Origin of the sequence: Pseudomonas macauensis (genome assembly GCF_047902425.1) — a bacterium.
GTDB lineage: Bacteria > Pseudomonadota > Gammaproteobacteria > Pseudomonadales > Pseudomonadaceae > Pseudomonas.
The window spans coordinates 3707559-3732522 of the sequence record NZ_CP138377.1 but is presented as its reverse complement, the minus strand read 5'-3'; the positions used below and the strand labels follow the sequence as shown (position 1 = coordinate 3732522).

At 66.9% G+C, this 24964-nt stretch carries 27 protein-coding genes and 1 pseudogene; 11 read left to right on the top strand and 17 right to left on the bottom strand.

The window, feature by feature from the left end; genetic code table 11:
- Positions 1 to 26: 26 nt before the first annotated feature.
- A complete protein-coding gene (locus SD196_RS17095) occupies positions 27 to 1472 on the top strand; it encodes a SulP family inorganic anion transporter (RefSeq protein WP_275611309.1) in 1446 nt (481 codons plus the stop codon).
- Between the two features lie 19 nt (positions 1473 to 1491).
- On the opposite strand, the gene SD196_RS17090 is transcribed toward SD196_RS17095, so the two are convergent.
- Together SD196_RS17090 and SD196_RS17085 are read right to left on the bottom strand one after the other, a co-directional pair.
- Positions 1492 to 1725, bottom strand: coding sequence for a hypothetical protein (locus SD196_RS17090; protein ID WP_275611310.1), 234 nt, complete (start codon positions 1723 to 1725; stop codon positions 1492 to 1494).
- Between the two features lie 316 nt (positions 1726 to 2041).
- Positions 2042 to 2551, bottom strand: a complete 510-nt coding sequence (locus SD196_RS17085; protein WP_416310452.1) for a DUF2938 domain-containing protein — start codon at positions 2549 to 2551, stop codon at positions 2042 to 2044.
- Between the two features lie 74 nt (positions 2552 to 2625).
- Here SD196_RS17085 and SD196_RS17080 point away from each other — a divergent pair, with 74 nt between their 5' ends.
- On the top strand, positions 2626 to 3102 hold the full coding sequence (locus tag SD196_RS17080) for a helix-turn-helix domain-containing protein (RefSeq protein ID WP_416310451.1): 477 nt from the start codon (positions 2626 to 2628) through the stop codon (positions 3100 to 3102).
- Here SD196_RS17080 and SD196_RS17075 read toward each other — a convergent pair.
- The 3 genes from SD196_RS17075 to SD196_RS17065 form a co-directional block, all read right to left on the bottom strand.
- Positions 3057 to 4250: an MFS transporter gene (locus tag SD196_RS17075; RefSeq protein WP_343573208.1), complete on the bottom strand. Its 1194-nt coding sequence runs from the start codon at positions 4248 to 4250 to the stop codon at positions 3057 to 3059. The genes SD196_RS17080 and SD196_RS17075 overlap by 46 nt on opposite strands.
- Before the next feature lie 106 nt (positions 4251 to 4356).
- Positions 4357 to 4569 (bottom strand): tautomerase family protein, encoded by a 213-nt coding sequence (locus SD196_RS17070; protein WP_275611313.1) that lies wholly within the window; start codon positions 4567 to 4569, stop codon positions 4357 to 4359.
- A gap of 18 nt (positions 4570 to 4587) precedes the next feature.
- Positions 4588 to 5322, bottom strand: a complete 735-nt coding sequence (locus tag SD196_RS17065; RefSeq protein WP_275611314.1) for an SDR family NAD(P)-dependent oxidoreductase — start codon at positions 5320 to 5322, stop codon at positions 4588 to 4590.
- Between the two features lie 132 nt (positions 5323 to 5454).
- Here SD196_RS17065 and SD196_RS17060 point away from each other — a divergent pair, with 132 nt between their 5' ends.
- Positions 5455 to 6369: a LysR family transcriptional regulator gene (locus SD196_RS17060; protein WP_416310450.1), complete on the top strand. Its 915-nt coding sequence runs from the start codon at positions 5455 to 5457 to the stop codon at positions 6367 to 6369.
- A 25-nt stretch (positions 6370 to 6394) separates the two neighbouring features.
- Here the strand turns inward: SD196_RS17060 and SD196_RS17055 are convergent, their stop codons facing one another.
- From SD196_RS17055 to ccoN, 6 genes are all read right to left on the bottom strand, one after another.
- Positions 6395 to 6832: a nuclear transport factor 2 family protein gene (locus tag SD196_RS17055; protein WP_275611316.1), complete on the bottom strand. Its 438-nt coding sequence runs from the start codon at positions 6830 to 6832 to the stop codon at positions 6395 to 6397.
- A 117-nt stretch (positions 6833 to 6949) separates the two neighbouring features.
- Positions 6950 to 7453 carry a GNAT family N-acetyltransferase gene (locus SD196_RS17050; protein WP_416310449.1) on the bottom strand — a complete coding sequence of 168 codons (504 nt, stop codon included), beginning with the start codon at positions 7451 to 7453 and terminating at the stop codon, positions 6950 to 6952.
- Positions 7454 to 7555: 102 nt separating this feature from the next.
- Positions 7556 to 8416: a LysR family transcriptional regulator gene (locus SD196_RS17045; RefSeq protein ID WP_275611318.1), complete on the bottom strand. Its 861-nt coding sequence runs from the start codon at positions 8414 to 8416 to the stop codon at positions 7556 to 7558.
- Positions 8417 to 8463: 47 nt separating this feature from the next.
- On the bottom strand, positions 8464 to 9603 hold the full coding sequence (locus SD196_RS17040; RefSeq protein WP_416310448.1) for a CBS domain-containing protein: 1140 nt from the start codon (positions 9601 to 9603) through the stop codon (positions 8464 to 8466).
- A gap of 94 nt (positions 9604 to 9697) precedes the next feature.
- Positions 9698 to 9913, bottom strand: a complete 216-nt coding sequence (locus SD196_RS17035; RefSeq protein ID WP_416310447.1) for a hypothetical protein — start codon at positions 9911 to 9913, stop codon at positions 9698 to 9700.
- Between the two features lie 11 nt (positions 9914 to 9924).
- Positions 9925 to 11358 (bottom strand): cytochrome-c oxidase, cbb3-type subunit I, encoded by a 1434-nt coding sequence (gene ccoN / locus SD196_RS17030; protein WP_416310446.1) that lies wholly within the window; start codon positions 11356 to 11358, stop codon positions 9925 to 9927.
- Positions 11359 to 11732: 374 nt separating this feature from the next.
- Between ccoN and SD196_RS17025 the strand changes: the two genes are divergently transcribed.
- Together SD196_RS17025 and SD196_RS17020 are read left to right on the top strand one after the other, a co-directional pair.
- Positions 11733 to 12125, top strand: coding sequence for a DUF6306 domain-containing protein (locus SD196_RS17025; protein WP_275611322.1), 393 nt, complete (start codon positions 11733 to 11735; stop codon positions 12123 to 12125).
- 48 nt (positions 12126 to 12173) lie between these two features.
- Positions 12174 to 12596, top strand: coding sequence for a hypothetical protein (locus SD196_RS17020; protein WP_275611323.1), 423 nt, complete (start codon positions 12174 to 12176; stop codon positions 12594 to 12596).
- Here SD196_RS17020 and SD196_RS17015 read toward each other — a convergent pair.
- A complete protein-coding gene (locus tag SD196_RS17015) occupies positions 12588 to 13496 on the bottom strand; it encodes a LysR substrate-binding domain-containing protein (RefSeq protein WP_416311751.1) in 909 nt (302 codons plus the stop codon). The two genes, SD196_RS17020 and SD196_RS17015, sit on opposite strands and share 9 nt — an antisense overlap.
- Before the next feature lie 124 nt (positions 13497 to 13620).
- On the opposite strand from SD196_RS17015, the gene SD196_RS17010 reads away from it, so the two are divergent.
- Positions 13621 to 14571 carry a DMT family transporter gene (locus tag SD196_RS17010; protein ID WP_416310445.1) on the top strand — a complete coding sequence of 317 codons (951 nt, stop codon included), beginning with the start codon at positions 13621 to 13623 and terminating at the stop codon, positions 14569 to 14571.
- Position 14572: 1 nt separating this feature from the next.
- Here the strand turns inward: SD196_RS17010 and SD196_RS17005 are convergent, their stop codons facing one another.
- The gene (locus SD196_RS17005; RefSeq protein ID WP_416310444.1) at positions 14573 to 15271 is read right to left on the bottom strand and encodes an MOSC domain-containing protein; all 699 of its coding nucleotides are present in this window, start codon (positions 15269 to 15271) and stop codon (positions 14573 to 14575) included.
- Positions 15272 to 15395: 124 nt separating this feature from the next.
- Between SD196_RS17005 and SD196_RS17000 the strand changes: the two genes are divergently transcribed.
- A complete protein-coding gene (locus SD196_RS17000; protein ID WP_331318665.1) occupies positions 15396 to 15635 on the top strand; it encodes a cytoplasmic protein in 240 nt (79 codons plus the stop codon).
- Between the two features lie 250 nt (positions 15636 to 15885).
- On the opposite strand, the gene SD196_RS16995 is transcribed toward SD196_RS17000, so the two are convergent.
- Entirely contained in the window at positions 15886 to 16887 is a 1002-nt protein-coding gene (locus SD196_RS16995) for a zinc-dependent alcohol dehydrogenase family protein (RefSeq protein WP_275611328.1), read from the bottom strand.
- 105 nt (positions 16888 to 16992) lie between these two features.
- On the opposite strand from SD196_RS16995, the gene SD196_RS16990 reads away from it, so the two are divergent.
- The gene (locus SD196_RS16990) at positions 16993 to 17907 is read left to right on the top strand and encodes a LysR family transcriptional regulator (RefSeq protein WP_343573221.1); all 915 of its coding nucleotides are present in this window, start codon (positions 16993 to 16995) and stop codon (positions 17905 to 17907) included.
- Between the two features lie 10 nt (positions 17908 to 17917).
- Here SD196_RS16990 and SD196_RS16985 read toward each other — a convergent pair whose 3' ends face one another.
- The 3 genes and pseudogenes from SD196_RS16985 to SD196_RS16975 all read right to left on the bottom strand — a co-directional run bounded on the left by SD196_RS16985 (position 17918) and on the right by SD196_RS16975 (position 20381).
- Positions 17918 to 18778 (bottom strand): hypothetical protein, encoded by an 861-nt coding sequence (locus SD196_RS16985; RefSeq protein ID WP_331318664.1) that lies wholly within the window; start codon positions 18776 to 18778, stop codon positions 17918 to 17920.
- A gap of 460 nt (positions 18779 to 19238) precedes the next feature.
- A pseudogene (locus SD196_RS16980) lies at positions 19239 to 19367 on the bottom strand (proline/glycine betaine ABC transporter permease); the annotation flags it as partial.
- Between the two features lie 3 nt (positions 19368 to 19370).
- Positions 19371 to 20381, bottom strand: coding sequence for an ABC transporter substrate-binding protein (locus SD196_RS16975; RefSeq protein ID WP_275611332.1), 1011 nt, complete (start codon positions 20379 to 20381; stop codon positions 19371 to 19373).
- Between the two features lie 286 nt (positions 20382 to 20667).
- Here SD196_RS16975 and otsB point away from each other — a divergent pair, with 286 nt between their 5' ends.
- From otsB to otsA, 3 genes are read left to right on the top strand one after another with little or no spacing between them, the layout of a single operon-like run.
- Complete coding sequence (otsB, locus tag SD196_RS16970; RefSeq protein ID WP_275611333.1) at positions 20668 to 21444, top strand: trehalose-phosphatase; 777 nt, start codon at positions 20668 to 20670, stop codon at positions 21442 to 21444.
- Positions 21441 to 23240: a glycoside hydrolase family 15 protein gene (locus tag SD196_RS16965; RefSeq protein WP_331318659.1), complete on the top strand. Its 1800-nt coding sequence runs from the start codon at positions 21441 to 21443 to the stop codon at positions 23238 to 23240. Before otsB ends, SD196_RS16965 begins: the two co-directional genes overlap by 4 nt.
- Positions 23222 to 24634 (top strand): alpha,alpha-trehalose-phosphate synthase (UDP-forming), encoded by a 1413-nt coding sequence (gene otsA, locus SD196_RS16960; protein ID WP_275611335.1) that lies wholly within the window; start codon positions 23222 to 23224, stop codon positions 24632 to 24634. Before SD196_RS16965 ends, otsA begins: the two co-directional genes overlap by 19 nt.
- Positions 24635 to 24964: the final 330 nt, after the last annotated feature.

The following is a 24964-nucleotide window of genomic DNA, read 5'->3' as shown; positions in this document are numbered from 1 at the left end:
TCCGCAGTCCCACCCCGAGTCGAACCATGAAACCCGCCCGCCTGCGTGCCGATGTCCTGGCCGGACTGACCACGTCCTTCGCCCTGGTGCCCGAGTGCATCGCCTTTGCCCTGGTCGCCCACCTCAACCCGCTGATGGGGCTGTACGGCGCCTTCATCCTCTGCACTCTGACCGCGCTGTTCGGCGGCCGTCCCGGCATGGTCTCTGGCGCCGCCGGTTCGATGGCGGTGGTGATAGTCGCCTTGGTGGTGCAGCACGGCGTGCAGTACCTGCTGGCCACGGTGCTGCTGGGCGGCCTGGTCATGGTCGCCTTCGGCGTGTTGCGCCTGGGCAAGCTGGTGCGGATGGTGCCGCATCCGGTGATGCTCGGCTTCGTCAACGGCCTGGCCATCGTCATCGCGCTGGCGCAAATGGAGCATTTCAAGGACGGTGAGCACTGGCTCAGTGGTATCCCGTTGTACCTGATGCTGGGGCTGGTGGCGCTGACCATGGCGGTGGTCTACCTGTTGCCGAAGCTGACCCGCGCGGTGCCGCCGGCGCTGGTGGCGATCCTCGGCGTCGGGCTGCTGGTCTACCTGCTGGGCCTGCCGACCCGCACCCTGGGCGACATGGCGCACATCGCCGGCGGCCTGCCGCCGTTCGCCCTGCCGGATATCCCGTGGAACCTGGAAACCCTGCGGATCGTCGCACCCTACGCCTTCCTCATGGCCATGGTCGGCATCCTGGAAACCCTGCTGACCCTCAACCTCACCGACGAGATCACCGAAAGCCGGGGCTTCCCCGACCGCGAATGCGTGGCGCTGGGCGGCGCCAACATCGTCTCCGGGCTGTTCGGCGGCATGGGCGGCTGCGCCATGATCGGCCAGACCGTGATCAACCTCAGCTCAGGCGGCCGGGGCCGGCTGTCGGGCGTGGTGGCCGGGGTGATGGTCCTGCTCTTCGTGCTGTTCCTCTCGCCGCTGATCGAGCGCATCCCGCTGGCGGCGCTGGTGGGCGTGATGTTCGTGGTGTCGCAGCAGACCTTCGCCTGGGCTTCGCTGCGGGTCCTGAACAAGGTGCCGACCAGCGATGTGCTGGTGATCATCGCGGTGACCGCGATCACCGTGGCCACTGACCTGGCGATCGCAGTGTTCTGCGGCATCGTCATCGCCGCCCTGGACTTTGCCTGGAAGCATGCCCGCGAGCTGTACGCCGACGTGCATGACGAGGTCGACGGCAGCCGGCTCTATCGCGTGCACGGCACGCTGTTCTTCGCCTCCACCACACCGTTCCTCAACCAGTTCGATCCAGCGGGCGATCCGCAGCAGGTCACACTGGACTGCGCGCATTTGAGCTTCGTCGACTATTCGGCCATCGCCGCACTGAAGACCCTGCGCGAGCGCTATGCCAAGGCCGGCAAGCAGCTGCGCGTGGTGCACCTGTCGGAGCGCTGCCGGCAACTGCTCAAGCGTGCCGGTATACAGCACGCGTGAACCGGCGCGCCCGCTGGCGTCAGCGAGGATGCGGGCGCTGCGGAACGCGGGCGCCGTTAGTGAGCATGTCTTCCCACACGTCTTCCAGGGTGTGGGCGTCGCGTTCGAGTTGCCGGGTTGCGCAGCGCAGTCGACGGCTCAGTTCGTGGCTATCGATCAGCGGAGTGATTTCCCGTAGCAGCTCGACCACCACATCATTGTTGAACGAGGCGGAGCGTACGGCTCGCAGGGCGCGGGCTCGGTTGCCTGGCATGATGGGCTCCTGAGGCGGCGCTTCCACGGCAGGCCGCCCGGTTGAGGCTTGGATGTGCTGACGGACGTTGCCGCAGCCGCATGCGGTCTTGCCATTATCGAGGCCTGGATCTTCGCTGCAGGTCTAACAGGTCAATGAAAGGGCGGGTTCTCGCGAGGTCCTGCCGATGGGCCTTGTCGCGGAACCGGCCAGAAGCGGCCTGTCGCGTTGACGCCACTCGCCACTCGCCACTCGCCACTCGCCACGATGCCACTATCGATACTCTATCGCCTCAGGCCGCCGATGATTTTCGAGCAATCCGTTGAGCTACAGCGCCTCAACCGGCGCTAGACATCAGCGCGGCGTTGACCAACGCGCCCAGATACAGGCCGATGCCGAACACCAGGTGCGTGCCCAGGCTCTTGATCCGCGCCTTGCGTGGATCGGGCGCCTTGGCCGCGGCGATGCCCATGCCCAGCGCGGGTTGCATCACCAGGAAGGGCAGGCCGACCGTGACCAGGCCGAACAGCAGCGCCGGCAGCGGACCGGGCCGGGACAGCCAGTCGGAGCCGGTCAGTATCAGCAGCGCCCCGGCGAAACCGATGCCGATCAGGTAGTGGGCGAGCCAGCCGAGCGCCCGTTCACCGGCGATGGCCGGGGCCTTGCCGATGGCGGTATGGCGGAAGCGACCGTGGAGCATGTGGCCGACCCAGCGGCCGACCAGGGCGTAGTCCAGCGCGGGGACGCCGAAGACGCGCTTGAGCAGCAGCGTCCAGCCATCCATAACGAGGGTCGCAACGATGCCGGTGAGCAGACTGTGAAGCACGAAGGTGATGACCGGGTTCATACAGGTCTCCTGAAAGGGTATGGTGAAACTCCGATCAACACAGCATTCCAACTCAAGTCGACTTGAGGTCAAGCATGAAAGAGATGGACATCGGCCAGGTGGCGCGCTGGTCCGGCCTGCCGGTTTCGACCCTGCGTTACTACGAGGAGAAGGGGCTGATCCGCTCCATCGGCCGCAACGGCATGCGCCGGGTGTTCAGCGATGAGGTGCTGTCGCGCCTGTCACTGATCGCGCTTGGGCGGGAGGCGGGGTTTTCCCTGGAGGAGATCGGCGCCATCTTCGTCGGCGGCGCGCGGCCGGTGATCGATCGCGAGCGGTTGCGGGAGAAGGCGGAGGAACTGGACCGCAGCATTCGTCGGCTCAGCGCCATCCGCGACAGCTTGCGCCACGCCGCCGAGTGCCCGGCGCCGGATCACCTGGCCTGTCCGAAGTTCCAGCGGCTGATGAACGTCGCCATTCGCACCACATCGCGCGGGCGGGCGGAGAAGCCGCGCAAGGCGCCCCGTCAGTCCCGTGGTCGGGGCCCCGGCAGCGAGGCGCCGGCGACGTAGAAGAAGGCGCCGCTGACGATGCAGCCGGCGAGCATCACGAACACCCAGTGCGGCGCCCACAGGCTCAGGGCGAAGCCGACCAGCACCGGGCCGGCCGCGCCGCCGAGGTTCGACAGGTTCTGCGTGCCGTAATACACACCGCGCAGGTGCGGCGGGGCGATGCGGTCGATGAACATGTACTCGGCGGGGATCACGATGATCTCGCCGAGGGTGAACACCACCATCGCCAGCCCCCAGTGCACCACGTTCTGTGACAGGCCGAAGCCGACGATGCCCAGCACGAACAAGCCCAGCCCGACCAGCAGCCAGCGCTGCAGATGGTCGTTGTCGATGCGCTTGCCCAGCAGGTACTGGAGGGCGATCACCGAGACGGCGTTGACCCCCAGCAGCGTCTGGATCACCTGGTAGGCGTATTCCGCGCTGCCGGTGGTCACCAGGTACTGCGACAGGTACGCGGAGAACTGGCCGAATACCACGGCGGTGAACACCCCGCCAAGGGTGAAGTACATCAGCCGATGGTCCTTCGACAGCACGCTCATTACCGCCAGGAAGGACGGCGGCGCGGTGCCCCCGGCCGGGCGCATGTCGCGGTCGCCGTAGCGCAGGAAGGCCAGCAGGAAGAGGGCGCCGAGTGCGGCCGAGACGATGAAAGGCAGTTTCTGGCTGACATGGGCCAGCGCCGCGCCGATGAAGGGGCCGATGGCGTAGGCGAGGTTGATCAGGGTGTAGCGGATGGAGAAGGCGCGGCCCTGTTCGCCCGCCGCGAGCAGGCGGCCGAACACGGTCTTGACCACCACGTCGGTGACTGAATAGGCGAAGTTGAAGCCGAGCAGGAACAGGAAGAACAGCCACAACTGCCGGGTCAGCAGCATGCCGAGGAAGGCGGCGACGAAGCACAGGCCGAAGCCGAGGATCAGCCGGAAGCCCGGCAGGCGGTCGATCAGGTAGCCGCCGTAGAGGCTCAGCAGCGCACCACCGAACAGCGAGCCGCCCATGACCAGGCCGATGCGGTCGACCGGCAGGTCGAAGTTCGTCGACAGGTAGATGACCAGGTAGGGCAGGGTGATGCCGCGCGCCAGGGTCAGCAGGAAGGTGGCGCAGAGCAGCAGATTGACCTGTAGCGGATAACGCTTGAGCGCGGCGAGCATTCCTTGCCTCTGCGATGGCGAAACGGTATGCCGCGATCCTAGCAGCACCCTTATGGTGCAAGGCAATCGCCGGAGGACCTGGCGGCCCCCCGGCGTGCCCGCAGCTTCAACCGGGTTTCCTTTCCCGCGCCCGCAGCGCCTTGACCGTCTCCCCACCCACGCCCCAGCTGTCGGTGGGGATTTCCTGGATCACCACGAAGGTGCTCGCCGGCGGTTTTCTCAGCACGCGTTCCAGCAGTTCGGTCACGCCTTCGATCAGCTGGCGGCGTTCTTCGGCGGTCACCCCTTCATCGGTGACCTGGATGTTCACGTAGGGCATTTCGGGTTCTCCTCGGGTTTACCAGGTGCCGGTGGTGGAACCACCGTCGACATTCAGGATGGCACCGGTGACGAAAGTCGAGTCGGTCAGGTAGAGCACGGCGTCGACGATGTCCTGTGGCGTGCCGATCCGGCCGGTGGGCGCCAGGCCGCCGAGGAAGGCGCGGGTCTGCTCGTCGGTGGCATGCATCGGGGTCTGGATGATCCCCGGCGCCACGGCGTTGACCTGCACCTGGGACCCCGCCAGCTCCAGGGCCAGGCCGCGCACCGCGCTGTTCAGACCACCCTTGATCAGCACCGGCAGCAGCGCCGGCACCTTGGCGTTGGGCTGCATGGCGATGGCGGCGGTGATGGTGACGATGTGCCCCGAGCCGTTGGCGGCCATGTGCCGGGCGGCGGCCTGGGACGGATAGAAGAAGCCCTTGAGGTTGGTGTCGACGATGCTCTCGACCTCCGCCTCGCTGTACTCGGTCACCGGTTTGGCGATGAAGATGCCGGCGTTGTTGACCAGGATGTCCACCTTGCCGAAGGCCTCGATGGCCTGGGCGAACAGGCGCCTGGCGGTCTCCGGTTTGGCGATGTCGCCTTCCACCGGCAGGAAGTTGGCCGGGTTGCCCAGTTTGCTTGCGGCCTCCTGCAGGCGGGCTTGGCTGCGGGCGTTGCCCACCACGTTGTAGCCGCGTGCCAGGTAAGCCTCGGCGATGGCGAAGCCCAGGCCGCTGGAAGCGCCGGTGACGATGACGGTCTTGCTCATGATTGAGTCTCCTCAAGTGAGGCGGGGCGGTGTGCCCGCGTCTTGGAAGCCAATCTAGGCTGTAAACGATGCTTGAAAAATGAGGCTCATGGCATTTGAATTGATACCTCATGTAATGAATTGGTCAGCGCCATGACTCGCCATTTCGACGACCTGCAACTGGGCAGCATCGAGCTGTTCTGCCTCGCCGCGGAAACCGGCAGCTTCACCGCTGCGGCCAATGAGGCCGGCATCACCCCGGCGGCGGTAAGCCGTTCGGTGGCGCGCCTGGAAGAGCGCCTGGGCGTGCGCCTGTTCGTCCGCACCACGCGGCAGATGCGCCTGACCGAAGGTGGGCGCAACTACTTCGAGCAGTGCCGCCAGGCCCTGGGCCAATTGGTGGATGCCGAGCGCGAGGTCACCGGCGGCCAGAGCGTGCCGTCCGGCCGGCTACGCATCAGCGTACCGACGCCCTACGCGCATTACCGCCTGTTGCCGCTGCTGCCAGAGTTCCGCCGGCGCTACCCGCAGGTGACCGTGGACATCCACGTCAGCAACCGCAACATCGACTTCGCCGACGAAGGCTATGACCTGGCGGTGCGTGGCCGCGAGCCGGCGGATTCCAGCCTGGTGGCGCGGCGTCTGGAAGATGCCGAACTGGTGGTGGTGGGCACTCCGGAGTATCTGCAGCGCGCCGGCGTGCCGCAGACGCCGGACGATCTCGCCGGCCATGACTGCATCCAGTACGACCTGCCCAGCACCGGGCGGCGGGTGCCCTGGTCGTTCCGGGTCAATGGCCGGGCCGTGGAAGTGGAAACCGCGGGCAACTGCACGGTGCTGGAAGATCACCTGGCCACCGCGACCCTGGTGAAGCACGGCGGCGGGCTGATGCAGGCCTATCGCTTCACCGTGCAGGCGGAGCTGGCGGCCGGCGAACTGGTGGAGGTGCTGCGCGATTACGGCGGCACCACGCGCCCCTTCCTGCTGATCTACCCCCACGCACGGCATGTGCCGTCGCGGGTGCGGGCGTTCATCGAGTTCATGCTGGAGCAGCGGCAGGGGCGCTAGTGGGCGCCGGCTGCCGCCGTGGTGATCAGTGTGCCGGCGCCTTCTGGGCGGAGAGGTAGGCGCCCAGGCGACGACCCATTTCCTCGCCGAGGGCCTGCAGGCCGCTCATGGGGCGGATCATCACCTCGAACTCGACGATCTTGCCGGCCTCGTCGAAGCGGATCATGTCGATGCCCTTGAGGTCGCGGCCGTTGACCGTGGCGCTGAACTCCAGGACCACGCTCAGGCCATCGGCGGTGGCCAGCTGGCGGTGATAGACGAAATCGCCGAACACCTGCAGCACGGTGCCGAGGATGGTCGCGGCCACCGGCGCGCCGGGGTAGGGCGTGTGGGCCATGGGCGAGCGGAACACGATGTTCGGCGCCAGCAGCTCCGGCAGGTTGGAGAAGTCCTTGCGGGCAACCATCTGGTGCCAGCGTTCCAGGGATGCGGCGGCCTGGGTATTCAGGTTGAGGGCGGACATGGGATACCTCCTGATCGCTCTTGTCGTTTGAACAGGACGATACGACCGCGCACGGAACCGGCTCAATGATCGGAAATGACAGAAGATTGATCCTGCTGCACAACCGCCCGATGGTTTTTAGTGTGTCCAGGGATTGATGAAAAAACTCGCCAGCTGCGGATCGTCGCCCGGATCGATGTGTTTTACCGGGCGCGGCAGGGCGTCCAGCACCGCTTTCCAGAATGCCGCCGCCAGCTCGTCGCCGGTGTAGTAGCGCACCAGCCAGGGGCCGGGGTTGTCCAGTAGTACCCGGGTGGCGACCGTCCGGCCGACGCCCTTGCGGCGGTATTTCTTCAGCACGAAGACGTCCGCCAGTTCCAGCGCGTCGATGCCCGGCAGTTCGCTGCCCTCGATCAGCACGAAGCCGGCGATGAAGCCGTCGACGAGGATCAGGTTGGCGCTCCATTCCGGCTCGCTCCAGTAACGCGCCAGGTGTTCCTCGTGGATGTAGAAACGGCCGTCCACTTCCACGTCCTCCTGCTCCCAGTCCGAGGACTCGTAGGCGTAGAACTGGTAGAGGTTGCGGATCAGCTCGATGTGTTCCGGGCCGGTCTGTACCAGCTCGATGGGAAGGTCGGTCATGGCGGTGCTCGCGGGCGGTGCGCAGGGCGCACCGCAGAGAAGGGGTATCAGGTAATTTTCGCGCAATGCGCCGGTATTGCCAGCGGCCGTGCGGGGTGTCCGTCAGATCATCGGGTCCCAGCGCTGCGACCAGTCCGGGTCCTGTGCCACCACCTCGCGCAGCAGGCTGAACGCCTGCTGCAGTGCCTGGGAATCGCGGTCGCGGGAATACACCAGGTAGGTCGGGTAGCTGAACTCCGGCGCCTTGGGCACGCGGCGCAAGACCTTGCGGTCCAGGTAGCTCTGCACCACCCGCGTGCGGAAGTAGCCCGAGCCGCCGTTCTCCAGGATGTACTGCAGGGCCAGCGGGCCGAGGTTGAACGACACCGGCGCCTTGGACAGCTCCGGCAGGGCGCTGTCATGCAGTTGGCGGAAGCCTTCGCCCCAGTCGATGTAGACGTAAGGCTCCGGATTCTGCGCGCGCACCAGGATCAGCTTTTCCTCCAGCAACTGCTCCACCTGCATGCCCGGCCAGTAGGTCGGGTGGTAGACCAGGGCCGCGTCCAGCACGCCCAGCTCCAGCTGGCGCAACAGGCTCTGGCCGTCGCCGATCTCGGCGCGCACGGCGTGGTCGCCGATCACCTGGCGGATGCGGCTGACCCAGCGCAGCATCAGCGGGTTGCACAGGCTTACCTCGCCGCCGATGTGCAGCACGTTGTGGTAGCCCTCGGGCAACGGCAGGTCGCGCTGGGCGGCTTCCCAGGTCTGCAGGATCTGGTTGGCGTAGGTGACGAAGGCCTCGCCGTCCGGGGTCAGGCGGGCGCCGGCGCGGTTGCGCACGAACAGCGTGCAGTTGAGGTGCGCTTCCAGTTTCTGTACCCGCGCGGTGACGGCGGTCTGGGTGATGTGCATGCGTTCGGCGGCGGCGACGAAGCTGCCGTGGCGGACGATTTCCAGGAAGGTACGGGTCAGGTCGATGTCCATGGGCGGGGTCTGCGCGAATCAGGCGGCCAGTGTAGCGGAAAGCGCGGCTAGCCCAGGTGGCTGAGCAGGTCGCGGTGCAGGGCGGCGATCAGGTCGGTCTGGGTGATCACGCCCACCAGTTCGCCGTGTTCGAGTACCGGCAGGCAGTGCAGGCCGCGGTCGGAGAGCAGCGGGATCAGCTCCACCGCATGGGCGTCGGCGTCGACGTGCAGCACCGGGCTGCTCATCAGCTCGCCGAGCACGCGGTCGCGGCGCAGGCCGAGGCTGCCGAGCAGTCGCTTGAACCCGCGCCCCGCGCGCTTGGGGGCGAGCAGGTCGATCAGGCTGACGATGCCCACCAGCCGGCGCTCCTCGTCGAGGATCGGCAGTGCCTTCAGGTGATGCTTCACCAGCAGGCGCTGGGCGTGGTGTACCGGGGTTTCCGGCGTGGCGCAGACCAGGTCGCGGGACATCATCTGCCGCGCACGGGTGTCGCCCATGCTGCGGCGCAGGGCGTGGCGCTCGGTGCTGCGGACGATGCGTTCGAGGTCGTCGCGGGTGATGTCGACGAAGGCGCCGACCTCGTCCAGCGCCTGGTCGAGGTCGGCGGACTGGATGCCGACCCGCTCGCCGGGTGCCGGGTCCTGGGTGTGGTGATCGTCCTTGATGATCGTGCGCCGACGCGGGTAGGGCATGCGCGTGAGGTTGTTGAACAGCACCGCCAGCAGCACCAGGCCGAGACCGCCGCTGATGGCCGGCAGCGGCGCCATCCAGGCCGGCTCGCCGGGCAGCGGCGCAGCGAAGACCATGCAGAAGGCCAGTGCGCCGCCCGGCGGGTGCAGGCAGCGCAGCGGGTACATCAGCAGCAGGCTCAGGCCCAGCGCCAGGGCGGCGCTGACCACCCCGGCGGGCAGCCACAGGCCGATCAGCAGCGCCATCAGCGAGGCGCACAGGTAGCTGCCGATCACCGACCAGGGCTGGGCCAGGGCGCCGGAGGAAACGGCGAACAGCAGGATCGCCGAAGCCGCCCAGGGACCGGCGAAATGCAGCGCCACCGAGGAGCCGAACAGCAATCCGCAGGTAATGGCGCTGAGCAGGAAGGCCAGGCTGGCGCCGATTGATGCGCGCAGCCATTCATGAGGGCGGGTGTGGGGGATGTCGGGAAGGTACGTGGCGGCGCGCTGCCGCCAGCCGGTCAGGGCGGGCATTGGAAGAAGGTCCGGAAAAAAACGGGCTCTTGCGGCAAGAGCCCTGCAAGGTGCCGCGAACGGCACGCGGGAGGCCCCATCCCTGGGGGGAAGTTCAGGCCCGCAGGCGATCCAGCGGGCCGGGTTCGGGCAGCGGCGCAACGATCCGCTCGCAGCGCCGGCCGGTGGCGGCGGTCATGCGTCGGGCGGCTTCCGGATCGTCGGCGAAGGGCAGCAGCGCGGCCTGCTCGAAAGTCTCGCCGCGGCAGGCGCGGCAGGCGCGGCAGCACGCCACGGCACAGGCCAGCAGGCCAAGGAGCGTCAGCAGCATCGTCGTACTCCTCAGGCCGTGGCCGGCGTGCCCTGGCGCACCGGCTTGCCACCGCGCACGGTCAGCCAGGTGTTCCAGGCCATCAGCAGCATGCCGCTGGCGAAGGTGGCGCCGCCGATCAGCCGCACGATGTAACCCGGATGGCTGGCCTGCAGGGCTTCGACGAAGGCGTAGGTCAGCGTGCCGTCCTCGTTCACCGCGCGCCACATCAGGCCCTGGGTGATGCCGTTGACCCACATGGAGGCGATGTACAGCACGGTGCCGATGGTGGCCATCCAGAAGTGCGCGTTTATCAGCCCGATGCTGTGCATCTGCTCGCGGCCGTAGAGCTTCGGGATCATGTGGTAGAGCGCGCCGATGGAAATCATCGCCACCCACCCCAGGGCGCCTGCATGCACGTGGCCGATGGTCCAGTCGGTGTAGTGCGACAGCGAATTCACCGTCTTGATCGCCATCATCGGCCCCTCGAAGGTGGACATGCCGTAGAAGGCCAGCGACACCACCAGGAAGCGCAGGATCGGGTCGGTGCGCAACTTATGCCAGGCGCCGGACAGGGTCATCATGCCGTTGATCATGCCGCCCCAGCTCGGCGCCAGGAGGATCAGCGACATCACCATGCCCAGCGATTGCGCCCAGTCCGGCAGCGCGGTGTAGTGCAGGTGGTGCGGACCGGCCCAGATGTACAGGGTGATGATCGCCCAGAAGTGCACGATGGACAGGCGATAGGAATAGATCGGCCGCTCGGCCTGCTTGGGCACGTAGTAGTACATCATGCCGAGGAAGCCCACCGAGAGGATGAAGCCCACCACGCTGTGGCCGTACCACCACTGGATCATGGCATCGGTGGCGCCCGAGTAGATCGGGTAGGACTTGAGCAGCGTCACCGGCACCGCCAGGTGATTGACCACGTGGACCATCCCGGTAACCACGATGAAGGCCCCGTAGAACCAGTTGCCCACGTAGATGTGGCGCACCTGGCGCCGGGCGATGGTGCCGAAGAACAGGTAGGCGTACACCAGCCAGAGCACCGTGACCCAGAGGGCGATGGGCCACTCCATCTCGGCGTATTCCTTGGAGGTGGTGATGCCCAGCGGGTAGCTCACCACCATCGCCACCAGGCTCGCCTGCCAGCCCCAGAACAGCAGGTTGGCCAGGCCGTCGGAGATGATCCGCACCCGGCAGGTGCGCTGCACCACGTAGAAGGAAGTGGCGAACAGCGCGCTGCCGCCGAAGGCGAAGATCACCAGGTTGGTGTGGATCGGCCGGATGCGCCCGAAGCTGGTCCAGGGCATGTCCAGGCTCAGTTGCGGCCATACCAGCTGGGCGGCGATGAATACGCCCATGAGCATGCCGAGGATGCCCCAGCCCAGGGTGGTAAGGGTGAACCGGCGAACGATGTCGTAGTTGTAGGTCGTTTCTTGATCGAGGGGTATCGCGCTGTCCATCTGGATTCCGTCGTACTTCGGTTGACTGACGGCTCCCTGTCCGCCGAAGGGGTACGGGCGGACGGGCGAGCGTCGTGGGAGGCAATTCGCCGCAGGGGAGCCGAAACAGTCTGAACAGACGGGATGGATGCAACAAACGAATAATAATGCAGCCTAAGTGCAGTATTTTTGATATCAACCACCGCGCCTGCCACGCAAGCGCTCTGGCGCGCCTTGCTCAGGATCAAGGGTGACGTGCGTGGCGGCGGAAATGACGAGGTAGCGCACGCGGCGGATGCATTCGAAAAAGTGCTGCGTCAGTGCAATTCAATTCATTTAAATCCGCGCCTGCGGGCGGTCTAGCATGGGCCTTCGCGATCACCGAGGGACCTTTCATGTCCGCCATCACCATCGACCTCATCGACTGGCTGCAGACCCTGATGCGCGCCGAGCGTGCCGGCGCGCGGGTCATGCTCGACAGCCTGCGGCAGACCGACGAGCCCGCCGTGCGCCGCCGCCTGGAACACCTGCACCAGGGCGAGGCGGAAAGCTGCCGGCGCCTGCGTACCTGCCTGGAGCGCTTGGGCGCGCAGCCGGACAGCGGCATCGGCGACTTCCATGCCAGCGCCATGGCCATCGACGATCTGGCGCTGCGTTTCGACTTCATCGGACGCGGCCAGCGCTGGGTCGCCCGGCAGATCCGCCAGCGCCTGCCGGAAATCGAGGCGCCCTGGCTGCGCGAGGAACTGCTGGTGGTGCTGCGACTGCACGAGGAAGGCGAAGCCTGAGCGACGGTGGCGTATCCTGGCCCCTCGTTGACCAAGGAACGCTTGCCCATGGACGAGATGACCCGGATTCGCTTCGCCGAGATAGACCTGCATGTGCCCGCCGAGCCCGGCCTCTATGAAATCCATACCCTGGATGGCCAGGCGCTGAAGGTCGGCATCGGCAAGAACCTGCGCAAGCGCCTGGCCCAGCACTACCGTTCCCGCCAGAGCCGCCTGGTACTGAAGGCGGGCGGGGACTGGAGCAACCCCCGGGATGTTGAAAGCAAGCAGTCGATCCTCACCAAGCACCTGTTCTTCGCCAAAGCGGAGGGTTACGACCTCAAGAGCGAGGCGGGACGGCGGGCCTTTCTCGAAGAGCGTTGCTACATCCTCTTCCGCACCACCGCCACGCGGGAGGAGGCGCGCGAGTTGGAGAGGCGCAAGGAAGCGAGCGGCGGCTTCCGCTTCGTCGGCCTGACCGACTCAGCCTGAGGCCGCACCCACCGACGCCAGCAGCCAGTCATGGAACAGCTGCGCCGATGGCGACAGCTGGCGATGCCGCAGCGACACCAGGTACTCGCCGCGCTCGGTCACCAACGCGTGGTCGGTCACCCGCTGCATCTCGCCCTTGGCCACCGCCTCGTCGGCCATGAAGCTCCACGCCAGGCCAATGCCCATGCCCTGTTGCACGGCGCGATAGGCGAGGGTGAGCTGGTTGAACACCGGGTCGCTCTCCGCTGGCTGGTAGTCCTTGCCGAAGTGGCCGAACCAGTCGTGCCAGTCCAGGCAGCTCCAGGCCGAGGTGTCGAGCTGCACCAGGGGCGCCGCGGCCAGTTGCTCCAGCGTACGGATGGCGGAGACGTCGAGGTCCGGGCGCGCCACCGGGTAGACGATCTCCGGCAGCACGAACTGGCTGTTCAGCGTGGTCCAGTCGCCGGCGCCGTAGAGGATGCCGAGGTCGAAGTCCACCAGGCTGGCCTCGTCCATCTCGTTGATCGCATGCACGTGCACGGCGATACCCGGGTGCGCCTTGTTGAACTCGATCAGCTTGGGGAACAGCCAGAACTGCGCCAGCGCGTGGGTCGCCAGCACCGACACGGCGTTGCTCTGGTGCACGTTGCGGATGCGCCGCACGCTGTGCTGCAGGCGGTCGAGCAGCATGTCCACGGTGCCCAGCAGCTCGGCGCCGGCGGCGGTGAGGGTGACGCCGCGCGGCTTGCGCTCGAACAGCGGCACCTTGAGGCTGTCTTCCAGCGCGCGCATCTGCTTGCTCACCGCGCTCTGGGTGAGGAACAGCTCGGTGGCGGCCAGGGTGAAGCTGCCGCAGCGGCCGACAGCCTCGAAGGTGATCAGGGTTTCCAGGGGCGGCAGGGTGCGCAGATAGCGGCTGATGATGGTTCTCCGGGAAAGCTTGTGACATTCCCAGCAGGAATGTCTCGGTGCGGATTTATCCTTGGTCAGACGCTAGCACAGGCGCTACCGTGGCGGCATTTCCGACTGACAGAGGTAAAGGGTGATGAAGCGCGGGGTGGTCTATGCAGGCATGGCGGGTGCTATCTGGGGCGGGGTGATCCTCGCGCCGTCGCTCGTGCCGGAATTCAACCCGCTGCTGATCAGTTCCGTGCGCTTCGCCCTGTACGGCGCCATTTCCCTGCTGATCGCGCTGCCGGTCGCCGTCGGCCTGTTTCGCCGGATCAGCCGCGAGGACCTGTCGATGCTGGTGCGCCTGTCCCTGGCCGGCAACCTGCTGTACTTCGCGCTGCTCTCGGCGGCGGTGCAATTCGCCGGGGTGGCGGCTGCGTCGCTGATCAACGGCATCATGCCGCTGGCGATCAGCTACTGCAGCCGGTCCGAGCACGACTCGCTGCCGCTGTCGCGGATGAAATTCCCGCTGGCGCTGGTGGCCCTGGGCATCCTCTGCATCAACCTCGACCCCACTGCGCTGATGGCCTCCGGGAGCACGCCGGGCGAGCGCATCCTCGGTATCGTCTGCGGTTTCTGCGGAGTGGCCTGCTGGTCCTGGTACGCCACGGCGAACGCGCGCTACCTGAAGGCCAGCCACTTCAACAGCCACGAGTGGTCGACGCTGATCGGCGTGGCCACCGGTGTCATGGCCATCGTGCTGGCCGGCGTGGGCGTGCTGATTGCCCCGCAGGCGGTGCCCACCGGCATCGCGACGGAGCGCTGGATGGCCTTCCTCTGGGTGTCGCTGTTCCTCGCCGTGTTCGGCTCCTGGGTGGCCAACGGCCTGTGGAACGCCGCGACCCGTCGCCTGCCGATGAGCCTGGGTGGCCAGTTGATCGTCTTCGAGACGCTGTTCGCCTGCGCCTACGCCTACCTGCACCAGCAGCGCCTGCCGAGCCCGGTGGAGGCGCTGGCCATCGTCCTGCTGACCGGTGGCGTGCTCTGGGCCATCGGCCTGCATCGCGCGCCGGCGGAAGCTCCGGCGCGGGCCATCGAATCCTGAATCAGGTCTTCGGGGTGCCTTCCAGGCGCGGGCTCCAGTCTTCCACCTCGCCGTTTTCAAGGCGCCGCGAAAGGGTGCGGCGCCAGTTCGGCGGCAGCGGTAGCTCCAGGCATTCGCGCAGGATTTCGGCGTCCACGCGCTTGTCGAAGAGCACGGCGGAGAGCCGTTGCAGCGACCAATCGCCATGGCGCCGCTCCACCAGTTCGAGAGGTGCGCCGGCGGCGATCACCCCTTCCTCCAGCACTCGGTAGTACCAGCCGGTGCGCCCCGATTCCTGCACCCGCAGGGCCATCTGCGGCAACTCGAAACGGTCGTTGAGCTTCCAGCACGGCATGCGCCCCTGGGATACCTCCAGCAGCGCCGTGCCGGCGCGGACCCGGTCTCCCAGGCAGACGTCCGCCTCGGTCCAGCCGTGGGTGCTGAAGTTCTCGCCAAAGGCGCCAGGGCGCGTCAGCAGCGGGTGTTCGCCCAGCTCGGCGATCCACTGTGCGTAGTGCTCGCGGGGGTAGTGGTGGATGGCCTTCTCCACGCCACCGTGCACGCGCAGGTCGCCTTGCTCGTCGCTCTCCAGGCCCAGGCTGGTGACCGCCAGCGAACCCTGGCGCGGCGCCTTGGCGATGGCGCTGCGCGAGCCGGGACGGGTGAAGGGCTCGGCGCGGCCGGTGAGGAGGGTGTCGAGGGAAATACTGGGCAGGCTCATGGACGCTCCCGGTTATGGTATCGATCAAAAACTACCTGGACAAAATCGTTCAGATGGGTAGCCTTCGCCAAGGTATCGACTCGATACAAAGTGTCGCATCCAATGATTCCACCAAGGAGATCCCATGCAGAAGTACCGCCTCACCATCCAGCGACACGGTCAGTTGCTCGGCCATTTCGACTCCGACCTGCCCTGGGCGCGCGACGCCGTGCGTGCCATCGCGGACGCGCTAGGTGGACAGGGCTTCGTTCTTGAGTTGCAGGTTGCCGACGGCGAGCGCCGTCTGCTGGAAAGCTCTCCGGCCGGTATCAAGCTGCTGGCCTGCGAGCCGCTGTATCGGCCGATGGTTCTGGAGAATTTGTAGCAGCGAGCCTGCTCGCGAACCTTGGACGCGCCGGCGTTGCCGGCGAATCGCGGACGGAGTCCGCTCCTACAGGAAAAGCCATGCAACCTAGGAGCGGACTCCGTCCGCGATGCCTTCAGCTACCTGGCCACCCTGAGCTGACGCGGCACGCCGAATGCGCCCGGCGTGCCGCCCACCGGAACGGCCGCGGGGCCTCTAGTTAACGGGCACCCTGGCTCCGCTTCATCCTGCGCAGCGGGGTGTGCGATGGCTACAGGGTGACCACGACCTTGCCGAACTGCTGGTTCGATTCCAGGTAGCGGTAGGCCTCAACGATCTCGTCGAACCCGAAGCGGCGGGCGATGACCGGCCGCAGCGAGCCGTCGGCCAACCCCTCGACGATGAAGTCCTTGGCCGCCTGCAGGCGCGCCGGGTCTTCCAGCACTTCGTAGACGCGGTAGCCGCGCAGCACCAGCGAGCGGCTCAGCACCTCGAACAGCGGGAAGGGCGTCGGCTCGGGGCTCAGCCCGCCGTACTCGATGAGCATGCCGCCCTCGGCCATTGCGGCGGTCAGCGGCTCGAAGATCGGCCCACCCACCGGGTCGAACACCACTCGCGCGCCGACTTTGCCGGTGATCTCGAACAGCCGCGCGCGCAGGTCTTCCTCGTCGCTGGCGATCACCTCGGCGGCGCCCGATTGCAGCAGCGCATCGCGTTTCGCCGAACTGCGGGTTACCGCGATCGGCACCGCGCCAACGCGCCGGGCAATCTGGATGGCGGCCAGGCCGACGCTGCTGGAGGCAGCGGTGATCACGACGAAGTCACCGGCGCGCAACCCGGCGACCTGCACCAGCGCGCCGTAGGCGGTGAGGTACTGCATCCAGGTGGCGGCGGCATCGCTCCAGGTCTGCCCCGTCGGGTTCTTCACCAGGCGCGACTGCGGTACTACCAGGTGCTCGGCGTGGGTTGGCTGCTCCTGCATCGACGTGGGAGGCAGCACGCTCACCGCATCCCCTGCAGCGAAGCCGTGAACCTCGCTGCCCACCGCCTCGACGATGCCTGTGGCCTCCAGGCCGAGGCCGGAGGGCAGTCGTGGGCTTTCGATGTAACGGTCCGTGCGCAGCAGCACCTCGGCACGGTTCAGCCCCAGGGCCTTGACCCGGATGCTCACCTCGTCCGGGCCGGGTTGGCGAATTTCCAGCGGTTCGATGCGCAGGACGTCCGGCCCGCCGATCTGGTGGAAGCGAACGGCCCGTGTGGTGACTTTTTCCATGTGAGGCTCCTATACGAAAGTGATTCGACGTAAAGCCACTATCCGGCATGGAAAAAAGGCGATAAATGGCCTATGGAAATGTTGAGTCGAAATCAGGAGTTACGAATGGATCGTCTGACCAGTATGTCGGTGTTCGTTCGCGCGGTGGACCTCGGGTCCTTCGCGGCCGCGGCCGATGCCCTGGAAATGTCCGCCCCCATGGTGGGCAAGCATGTGCGCTTTCTCGAAGAGCGCCTGGGTGTCCGCTTGCTGCAGCGCAGCACGCGCCGGCAGAGCCTCACCGAGGCCGGGCGGATTTACTACGAGCGCTGTCGTGCGTTGCTCGCCGATGCCGAGGCGGCGGACATCCTCGCCGCCGGCGAGGTGGCCGAGCCGCGTGGCCGGCTGCGGGTGGCCATGCCGGTGCATTTCGGCCGGCGCTGCGTAGCGCCGGTCCTGCTGGAACTGGCACAGCGTTATCCGCATCTGGAACTGGACCTGCGCTTCAGCGACCGCCTGACCGACCTGGCGGATGAACAGATCGACCTGGCCATCCGTACCGGCGAACCGGTGCCACGGGCCGGGGTGATTGCCCGCCGTATCGGCCGGCAACGCATGGTGGTATGCGCCGCACCGGCATACCTGGCGCAATACGGCAGGCCCGCAGGCATCGCCGAACTGGCTGAGCACCACCTGCTGGTCTATCACCGCTCCGGGCGAATCAACCCGTGGCTGTTCCCCTGCGAAGGGCAGGCGCCGGTGGAGTTTGCGCCGAACTCGCGGCTGCGTTTCGACGACCTGGCGGCCATCGCCGATGCTGCGGTTCGCGGCATGGGGTTGGCGTGGTTGCCGTATTGGCTGGTGGGCGAAGCCATTATGGCCGGCGAGCTGGAAGAACTTCTTCCGCAGCAGCCTGGCTTCCTCTACGGCGTCCACGCCACCTGGCTGCAGACCACTCAGTTGCCGCGCAAAGTCCGTCTGGCCATCGATGCGCTGGTTGAGGTAATCCCCGGCCTGGTGATGCCGGGGCTTGCGGAGTAGGGCGGCTGCGTCATTTCGCCGGCGCGAGCCGCAGCACGCGGTTGCGCCCGCCCTCGGCGAGCAGGTAGCCGCCCTTGCCGTCGGCGACCAGGGCCTGGGGCGCCTTGAGGAACGACAGCACGGTCTGCGGCTCGCCCTTGCCGTCCCACAGCAGCAGGCGCGCGCGGTGGGTGGAGTCTTCGCTGATCCAGATGCCGCGTGCATCGCACATGACGAAGGTGGGTTTGTTCAGGCCGCTGAGGATTTCCGGGTCGTTGCCATCATCGCTGAGCTGACGGAGCTTGCCCTGGTTCTTCTGGGTGTAGAGCAGGCGGCCGTCGCTGCAGCGGGTGATCGATTCGGCTTCGTCGAGGCGGTCGCGCACCACGTTTAGTTCGCCGTCGCTCCAGCGGTAGCGCAGCAGTCGGCCGCTGTCGTGGCGGTCCTCGATGGCGTAGAGGAAGTCGCCGTCGTCCCACAGCCCCTGCACCGAGTTGCCCTGGAACAGCGTGCTGAGCTTGCCGTCCCGCAGCATTTGCACGGGCTTGTCGTCGGTTTCCTGGCTGAACACCCAGCCGCCCTGGGCGGCGATCAGGCCGTCCGGTTTGGACAGGCCGTCGATCACCACCTTGCGCTCGCCGCTGGGGGTGATGCGCAGGATGTTGCCCTGACCGTCCTTCAGTTCCTGGCTGACCAACAGGCCGCCGTCGGGCAGGGGCACGATGGAAGCGGCCTTCTTCACTTCGCGCTGTACTACTTCGACGCTCCAGCCATCGGCAGCCCGGACCGGGTAGAAGCTCTGCCAGAGGAAGAATCCGGCGGCAGTGGCGAGAGTCAGGGCGGTGACGCAGAGGGCGAGGCGCAGGGCAGGACGGCGGGCGGAGTCGGTCATGGAGGGGCGGTCGAATCGCTGTTGTGGGGAGGGGGCTGGAGATTGCCTGCCAGCCGGTACGAGCGTGCATGGTAGCCACTGTCGAAGGCCTTGGGATAGTGGAACCATCACAGCGGGGGAAACGGTTCGATGCTCGTACGGAAGTCCGATGCGGGAGGAGGGGGAAGGCAAATTGATGGCAATGGCCTACAGTTCGTGGGTCCTTTGCTGAGGGCAACCTAAACGGCTGGTGCGGACAGGATGTCGGCAGCAGCCGTTTTCTTTTGCGCGCAACATCAGTCGGCCAGGCAGGCCACCGAGTCAGCCCGGGTCGCCACAGCCAAAATCGTCGATGGACAGCCCGCAGCCCAGCAGGCGCAGACGCAGCACGTTTTCCAGGCTCGGCGACACGGCGTGCAGCGGCGAGGTTTCGGTCAACGCCTATCTCTCCTTGCTCGAGCGACAGGCCCGCCTAGAAGGCGCGCCCGACGTACAACGTCTGGATGCCCACCAGCACATCCTCACCCAGCCCACGCGCGCCGATCATCAAGGCCACCATCGGCAGCGCCATCATCGCCGTCCGGTTGAGACCGGCCATGATGCTCGGCATCACTCATAGGGCGGCCTCGACCTTGGCGCGCTGCTCGGCCGGCAGCCAGCCCTGCCAGACCTGCGGGTTGGCCTTGAGGAAGCCCCGTGCGGCGTCACGTGGGGGCTGGCGCGTCTCGCTCATCTTCGCCAGGGCGGCGTTGAGCAGGTCGATGGGGATGTCGACCTTCTCGAACAACGCCACCAGCTCCGGGTACTGCTGGTGGAAGGGCGCGGAGACGCCCACCGACAGCTTCGCCGGCAGCGAGCGGCTGCCGCGCGGATTGGGATTGTCGGGGTCGGACAGGGTCTTCCAGGCCTCGGCGTCGAACGGCGGCTCTTCCAGGCGCAGCAGCTTGTAGCGGCCCATCAGCGGGGTCGGCGACCAGTAGTAGAACAGCACCGGCTTGCCCCGGCGGATCGACGAGGCGATCTCGGCGTCCATCGCCGCGCCCGAGCCGCTGCGGAAGTTCACGTAGCTGCTGTCCAGGCCGTAAGCCTTGAGTTTCTGCGAGTTGACGATCTCCGAGGTCCAGCCGGTGGGGCTGTTGAGGAAGCGGCCCTTGTCCGGCGACTCGGCGTCGCGGAACACCTCGCGGTAGCGCGGCAGGTCGCTCACCGAACGCAGCTCCGGGGCTAGCGCGGCGATGCCCCGCGCGGGGTCGCCGTGGACCACGTAGTCCGGCACCCACCAGCCCTCGTCGGCGTGCTTCACGATATCGCCCAGGCCGTAAACCTTGTGTTCGGCCTCGGCCTTGACCCAGGCGGGACTACGCCCGGCCCATTCCTCGCCGATGACCTGGATGTCGTTGTGCGCCAGCGCCGCCTCCAGGCTCACGGTGCTGCCCGGCAGGGTGTCGGTGGGGTAGCCGTAACCTTTTTCCACCAGCAGGCGCAGCATCTCGGTGATCAGGCTGCCGCTCTCCCAGGTCAGTTCGCCAAAGTGGATCGGTTTGCGCTCCTCGGCGGTGACGCCCTGGCCCAGCAGGCCGAGGGCGAGCAGCGCGGTGCCCAGCCAGCGTGTGATCGTGTGCATGTGCGGGTCCTTTTCGTGCTCAGAAGTCGGTTGTCAGCCTAGTAGCGTAGATGGTCCCCCTCGACACGGCGGGTGCAGGGGCCTCGGCACTTCCGCCTGCTGTGAAAGCGGCCTTCTGCCATGCACCGTCCGGGCCATTTCCGGTCGACCCCCTGGTTCATGCGTGTTACGGTCCATTGACTCCTTCAACCGTCCGTTGTGGCTTCGCAGGCACAACGGCACGAGCTGCAACCGGAGAAAATGGCTTATGTCACGTCCCCCGCAACGAGGACCTGTCGACACGGCCATGGCCCCGCTCAGCGAGGTCTCAGCCACCGCGCTGCTGCAACTCTGGCTTGGCCAGTACGCGCAGACCGCCGTGTTCCTGGATGTCGACGGAACCCTTCTGGACATCGCCGAAACCCCCGACGCGGTGCGCGTTCCGCCCGGGTTGGTCGATGCGCTCAGCGAGCTGCATCGACGTCTCGACGGTGCCCTGGCCCTGATCAGTGGCCGCCCGGTCGAGGAACTGGACCGGCTCTTCCATCCCCTGCGCCTGCCCGCCAGCGGCGGTCACGGCGCCCACTGGCGCGAAACCGGCGACAGCCCGCTGCGCCGTACCACCAGGGACCTGCCCGCCTGCGTGCGCGTGCAGCTCAATGCGCTGGCCTGCGCCCATGCCGGCGTACTGGCCGAAGACAAGGGCAGCAGCTTCGCCCTGCATTACCGCGCCGCCCCCGAGAGCGCACCGGCACTGCGGGTGGCCTTGCAGGCGCTGCTCATCGCGCCGGAAGGCGCGGGCCTATGCCTGCTGGGGGGCAAACAGGTCTATGAAATCGTCGCCGAAGGCGTCGACAAGGCTGGCGCCATCGAGCGCCTGATGACCACGCCGGCCTTCGCCGGTCGTCGCCCGCTGTTCGTGGGCGACGACCTCACCGACCAACCCGCCCTGGCCCTGATGCCCAGCCTGCAAGGGCTGGGACTTTCGGTCGGGCGCACGCTGCCGGGGGCGAGTGCCGTCTTCGCCGACGCAGCGGCGGTCCGTACTGCACTCATCACGGCGGCAGGAGGAAACGATCGATGACTGAACGGCACGAAGGAGCACTGGAACTGGGCCTGATCGGCAACTGCCGCGTGGCCGCCCTGGTCAACCCGAAGGGCCGGCTGGTGTGGTGGTGCTACCCCAACTTCGATGGCGACCCGGCGTTCTCCCGGCTGCTGGCCGGCGATGAGGAAAAGGGCTTCGCCGACGTGCTGCTCGACGGCCAGGTCAGCCATACGTCCGAGTACCAGCGCAACACGGCGATAATCACCACCATCCTGCGCGACGACAGTGGCGCTGCGGTGCGCATTACCGACTTCGCGCCGCGCTTTCTGCAATACGGCCGGGTGTTTCGTCCGGCCCAGCTGTGCCGGCTGATCGAGCCGCTGGAAGGGCTGCCCAAGGTCACCCTGCGCGTGCGCCCGACTCACGGCTATGGCAAGCCGCGCCGTTGCGTGGCGGGCTCCAGCCACATCCGCTACCTGGACGGCGACGAGCCGATCCGCCTGACCACCGACGCACCGCTGTCCTACCTGCTCAACGAAACCCGCTTTGCCCTGCGCCATCCGGTGAGCATGGTGATCGGCATGGACGAGCCGCTGGACAACGCCCCCGGCGACGTCGTCCGCGAATTCCTCAAGCGCACCCAGGGCCACTGGCATGACTGGGTGCGGGGTCTTGCCATCTCCTTCGAGTGGCAGCAGGTGGTGATCCGCTCGGCCATCACCCTCAAGCTGTGCAACTTCGAGGAGACCGGCGCGATCATTGCCGCCACCACCACCTCCATCCCCGAGGCGCCCGGCTCCCGGCGCAACTGGGACTACCGCTACTGCTGGCTGCGCGATGCGTACTTCGTGATCCTCGCCCTCAACCGCCTGGGCGCCACGCGCACCATGGAGGGCTACATCGACTTCATCACCACCGTGGCCAGCGGTGACGCCGAACTCAAGCCGTTGTACGGGATCATCCCCGACATGGACCTCACCGAGCGTGACGAGCCGAACCTGGCCGGATTTTCAGGCCACGCCCCGGTGCGCGTCGGCAACCAGGCGGTGGAGCAGAACCAGCACGACGTGTTCGGCTCCGTGGTGCTCGCGGTGCTGCAGAGCTTCGTCGACGACCGCCTGCCCAGCCCGAGCAGCGACGGCATGCTGCAGCTGCTCGAGTCCCTCGCCGATAAGGCCGTGCATGCGGCCTTCGAGCCCGATGCGGGTATCTGGGAATACCGTGGACGGCAGCGCATCCACACCCATTCCGCGCTGCTCTGCTGGGTCGCCTGCGACCGCGTCGGACGTATCGCCCGACGCCTGGGCCGGGTCGAGGCGGGCGAGGCCTGGATGGCGAAGGCCACCCGCCTGCGCGAGCGCATCCTCGCCGAGGCCTGGAGCGAAAGGAAGCAATGCTTCACCGGCGCCTTCGGTCACGACGACCTCGATGCCAGCGTGCTGCTGATGAACGAGCTGGGCATCATCGAAGCCGACGATCCGCGCTTCATCGCCACCGTCGAATGCATCGGCCGCGAACTCAACGTCAATGGCCACCTGCTGCGCTATGCCGCGCCGGATGATTTCGGCGTGCCGGAAACGGCTTTCCTGGTGGTCAAGTTCTGGTACCTCGACGCGCTCGCCGCCATCGGCCGCCGCGACGAAGCCCGTGCGCTGTTCGAGGAACTGATCGCCGCGCGCAACCGCTACGGCCTGCTCTCCGAAGACCTGCATCCGCACACCGGCGAACTCTGGGGCAACATTCCGCAGACCTACTCCATGGCCGGGCTGATCAACTCAGCCATGCGTCTCTCCATCGGCTGGGAGGAAGGCCTATGCCGCGCCTCGTGGTGATCTCCAACCGGGTCATGGTGCCCGATGAACACCACCCAGCCGCGCCTGGTGGTCTCGCCGTCGCGATCGAGGCCGCCATGCGCGATCGCGAAGGCATCTGGTTCGGCTGGAGTGGGCAGGTGGCCGAGGAACCGGGCCCGCTGACCACCCTCGAACGCGGCAACCTCACCTACATGCTCACCGACCTGCACCCGCAGGACTTCGACGAGTACTACAACGGCTTCGCCAACCGCGTGCTGTGGCCCATCCTGCACTACCGCGTCGACCTCGCCGAATTCAGCGAGGCCGACTTCGGCGGCTACCGGCGCGTCAACGAATTCTTCGCCGAGCGCCTGAGCCCGCTGCTGGAGCCGGACGACGTGCTCTGGGTGCACGACTACCACCTCATCCCGCTCGCCCTGGCCCTGCGCGCCCGTGGCCACGCCAACCGCATCGGCTTCTTCCTGCACATCCCCATGCCGCCGGCGGACCTGCTCACCGCGATCCCGCACCATGCCGAGCTGATCCGTGCGCTCACCGAATACAACCTCATCGGCTTCCAGACCGAAAACGACGCCAGCAACTTCGCTCGCTACCTCACCCGCATAGTCGGCGCCGCCACGCCCGACGGCCGCCGCTACCACCTGGAAGACCAGCACTTTCGTGTCGGCGTGTTCCCCGTGGGCGTGGATGCCGCCGGTTTCCGCCAACTGGCCGAGGAGGCCTCGCAGAGCCCGGCCGCCGACGACCTGCGCGAAAGCCTGGGCGGCCGCGCGCTGATGGTCGGGGTGGACCGCCTCGACTACTCCAAGGGCATCGTCAACCGCCTGGACGGCTACGAGCGCTTCCTGGAGCGCTACCCCGAGTGGCACAACCGCGTGACCTGCCTGCAGATATCGCCCGGCAGCCGCCAGGACATCCCCGAATACGCCGACATCGACGCCGCCGTCAGCGCGCGGGTAGGGCACATCAACGGGCGCTTTGGCGCCGTGTCTTGGGTGCCGCTGCGCTACGTGGCGCGCAACCATCGCCGCGAGGACATCGCCATGGTCATGCGCCACGCCCGCATCGGCCTGGTGACGCCCCTGCGCGATGGCATGAACCTGGTGGCCAAGGAATTCGTCGCCGCGCAGGACCCGGACGATCCCGGCGTGCTGATCCTCTCGCAGTTCGCCGGCGCCGCCGCCGAGCTGGGTGGCGCGCTGATCATCAACCCCCACGACCGCGACGCCCTGGCCGACGCCATCGACACCGCCCTGCGCATGCCCCTGAGCGAGCGCCGGGCGCGGCACCGGGACATGTATGCGGTGCTGCAGGCCAATGACATCAGGTTCTGGGGACCGAGCTTCATCGATGCACTGACCAGGCCGGGGAGGGCATTGAACTGGTTGTCGAGCCATTACCTCAGTCATTGAGGCGGGGCATGCGCCTGTAGGAGCGAGCTTGCTCGCGAACTGCACTTTGTCGTTGTCGGGCTTGGGTTTTCATGCGCAGAAGCGGCGCAGAAACACCCAAACAAAACGAAAAGCATCGCGGACAGGGTCCGCTCCTACGAAAGCCCCTCTCCGAGCGGGCAGGCTTGGCTTTCGATCTTCCAGCAGAACAATCGAAAATCCACCCACCCAACAGGCGCAAAAGCCCGAAAACCGGGCCTTCGCCCATGTCCGAACCCCGCTCCGAACCCTCGACCGCCCGTCAAATACCCCCGCCGGAGTGAAAAAAAACTACCAATTCCCTACGCCCCA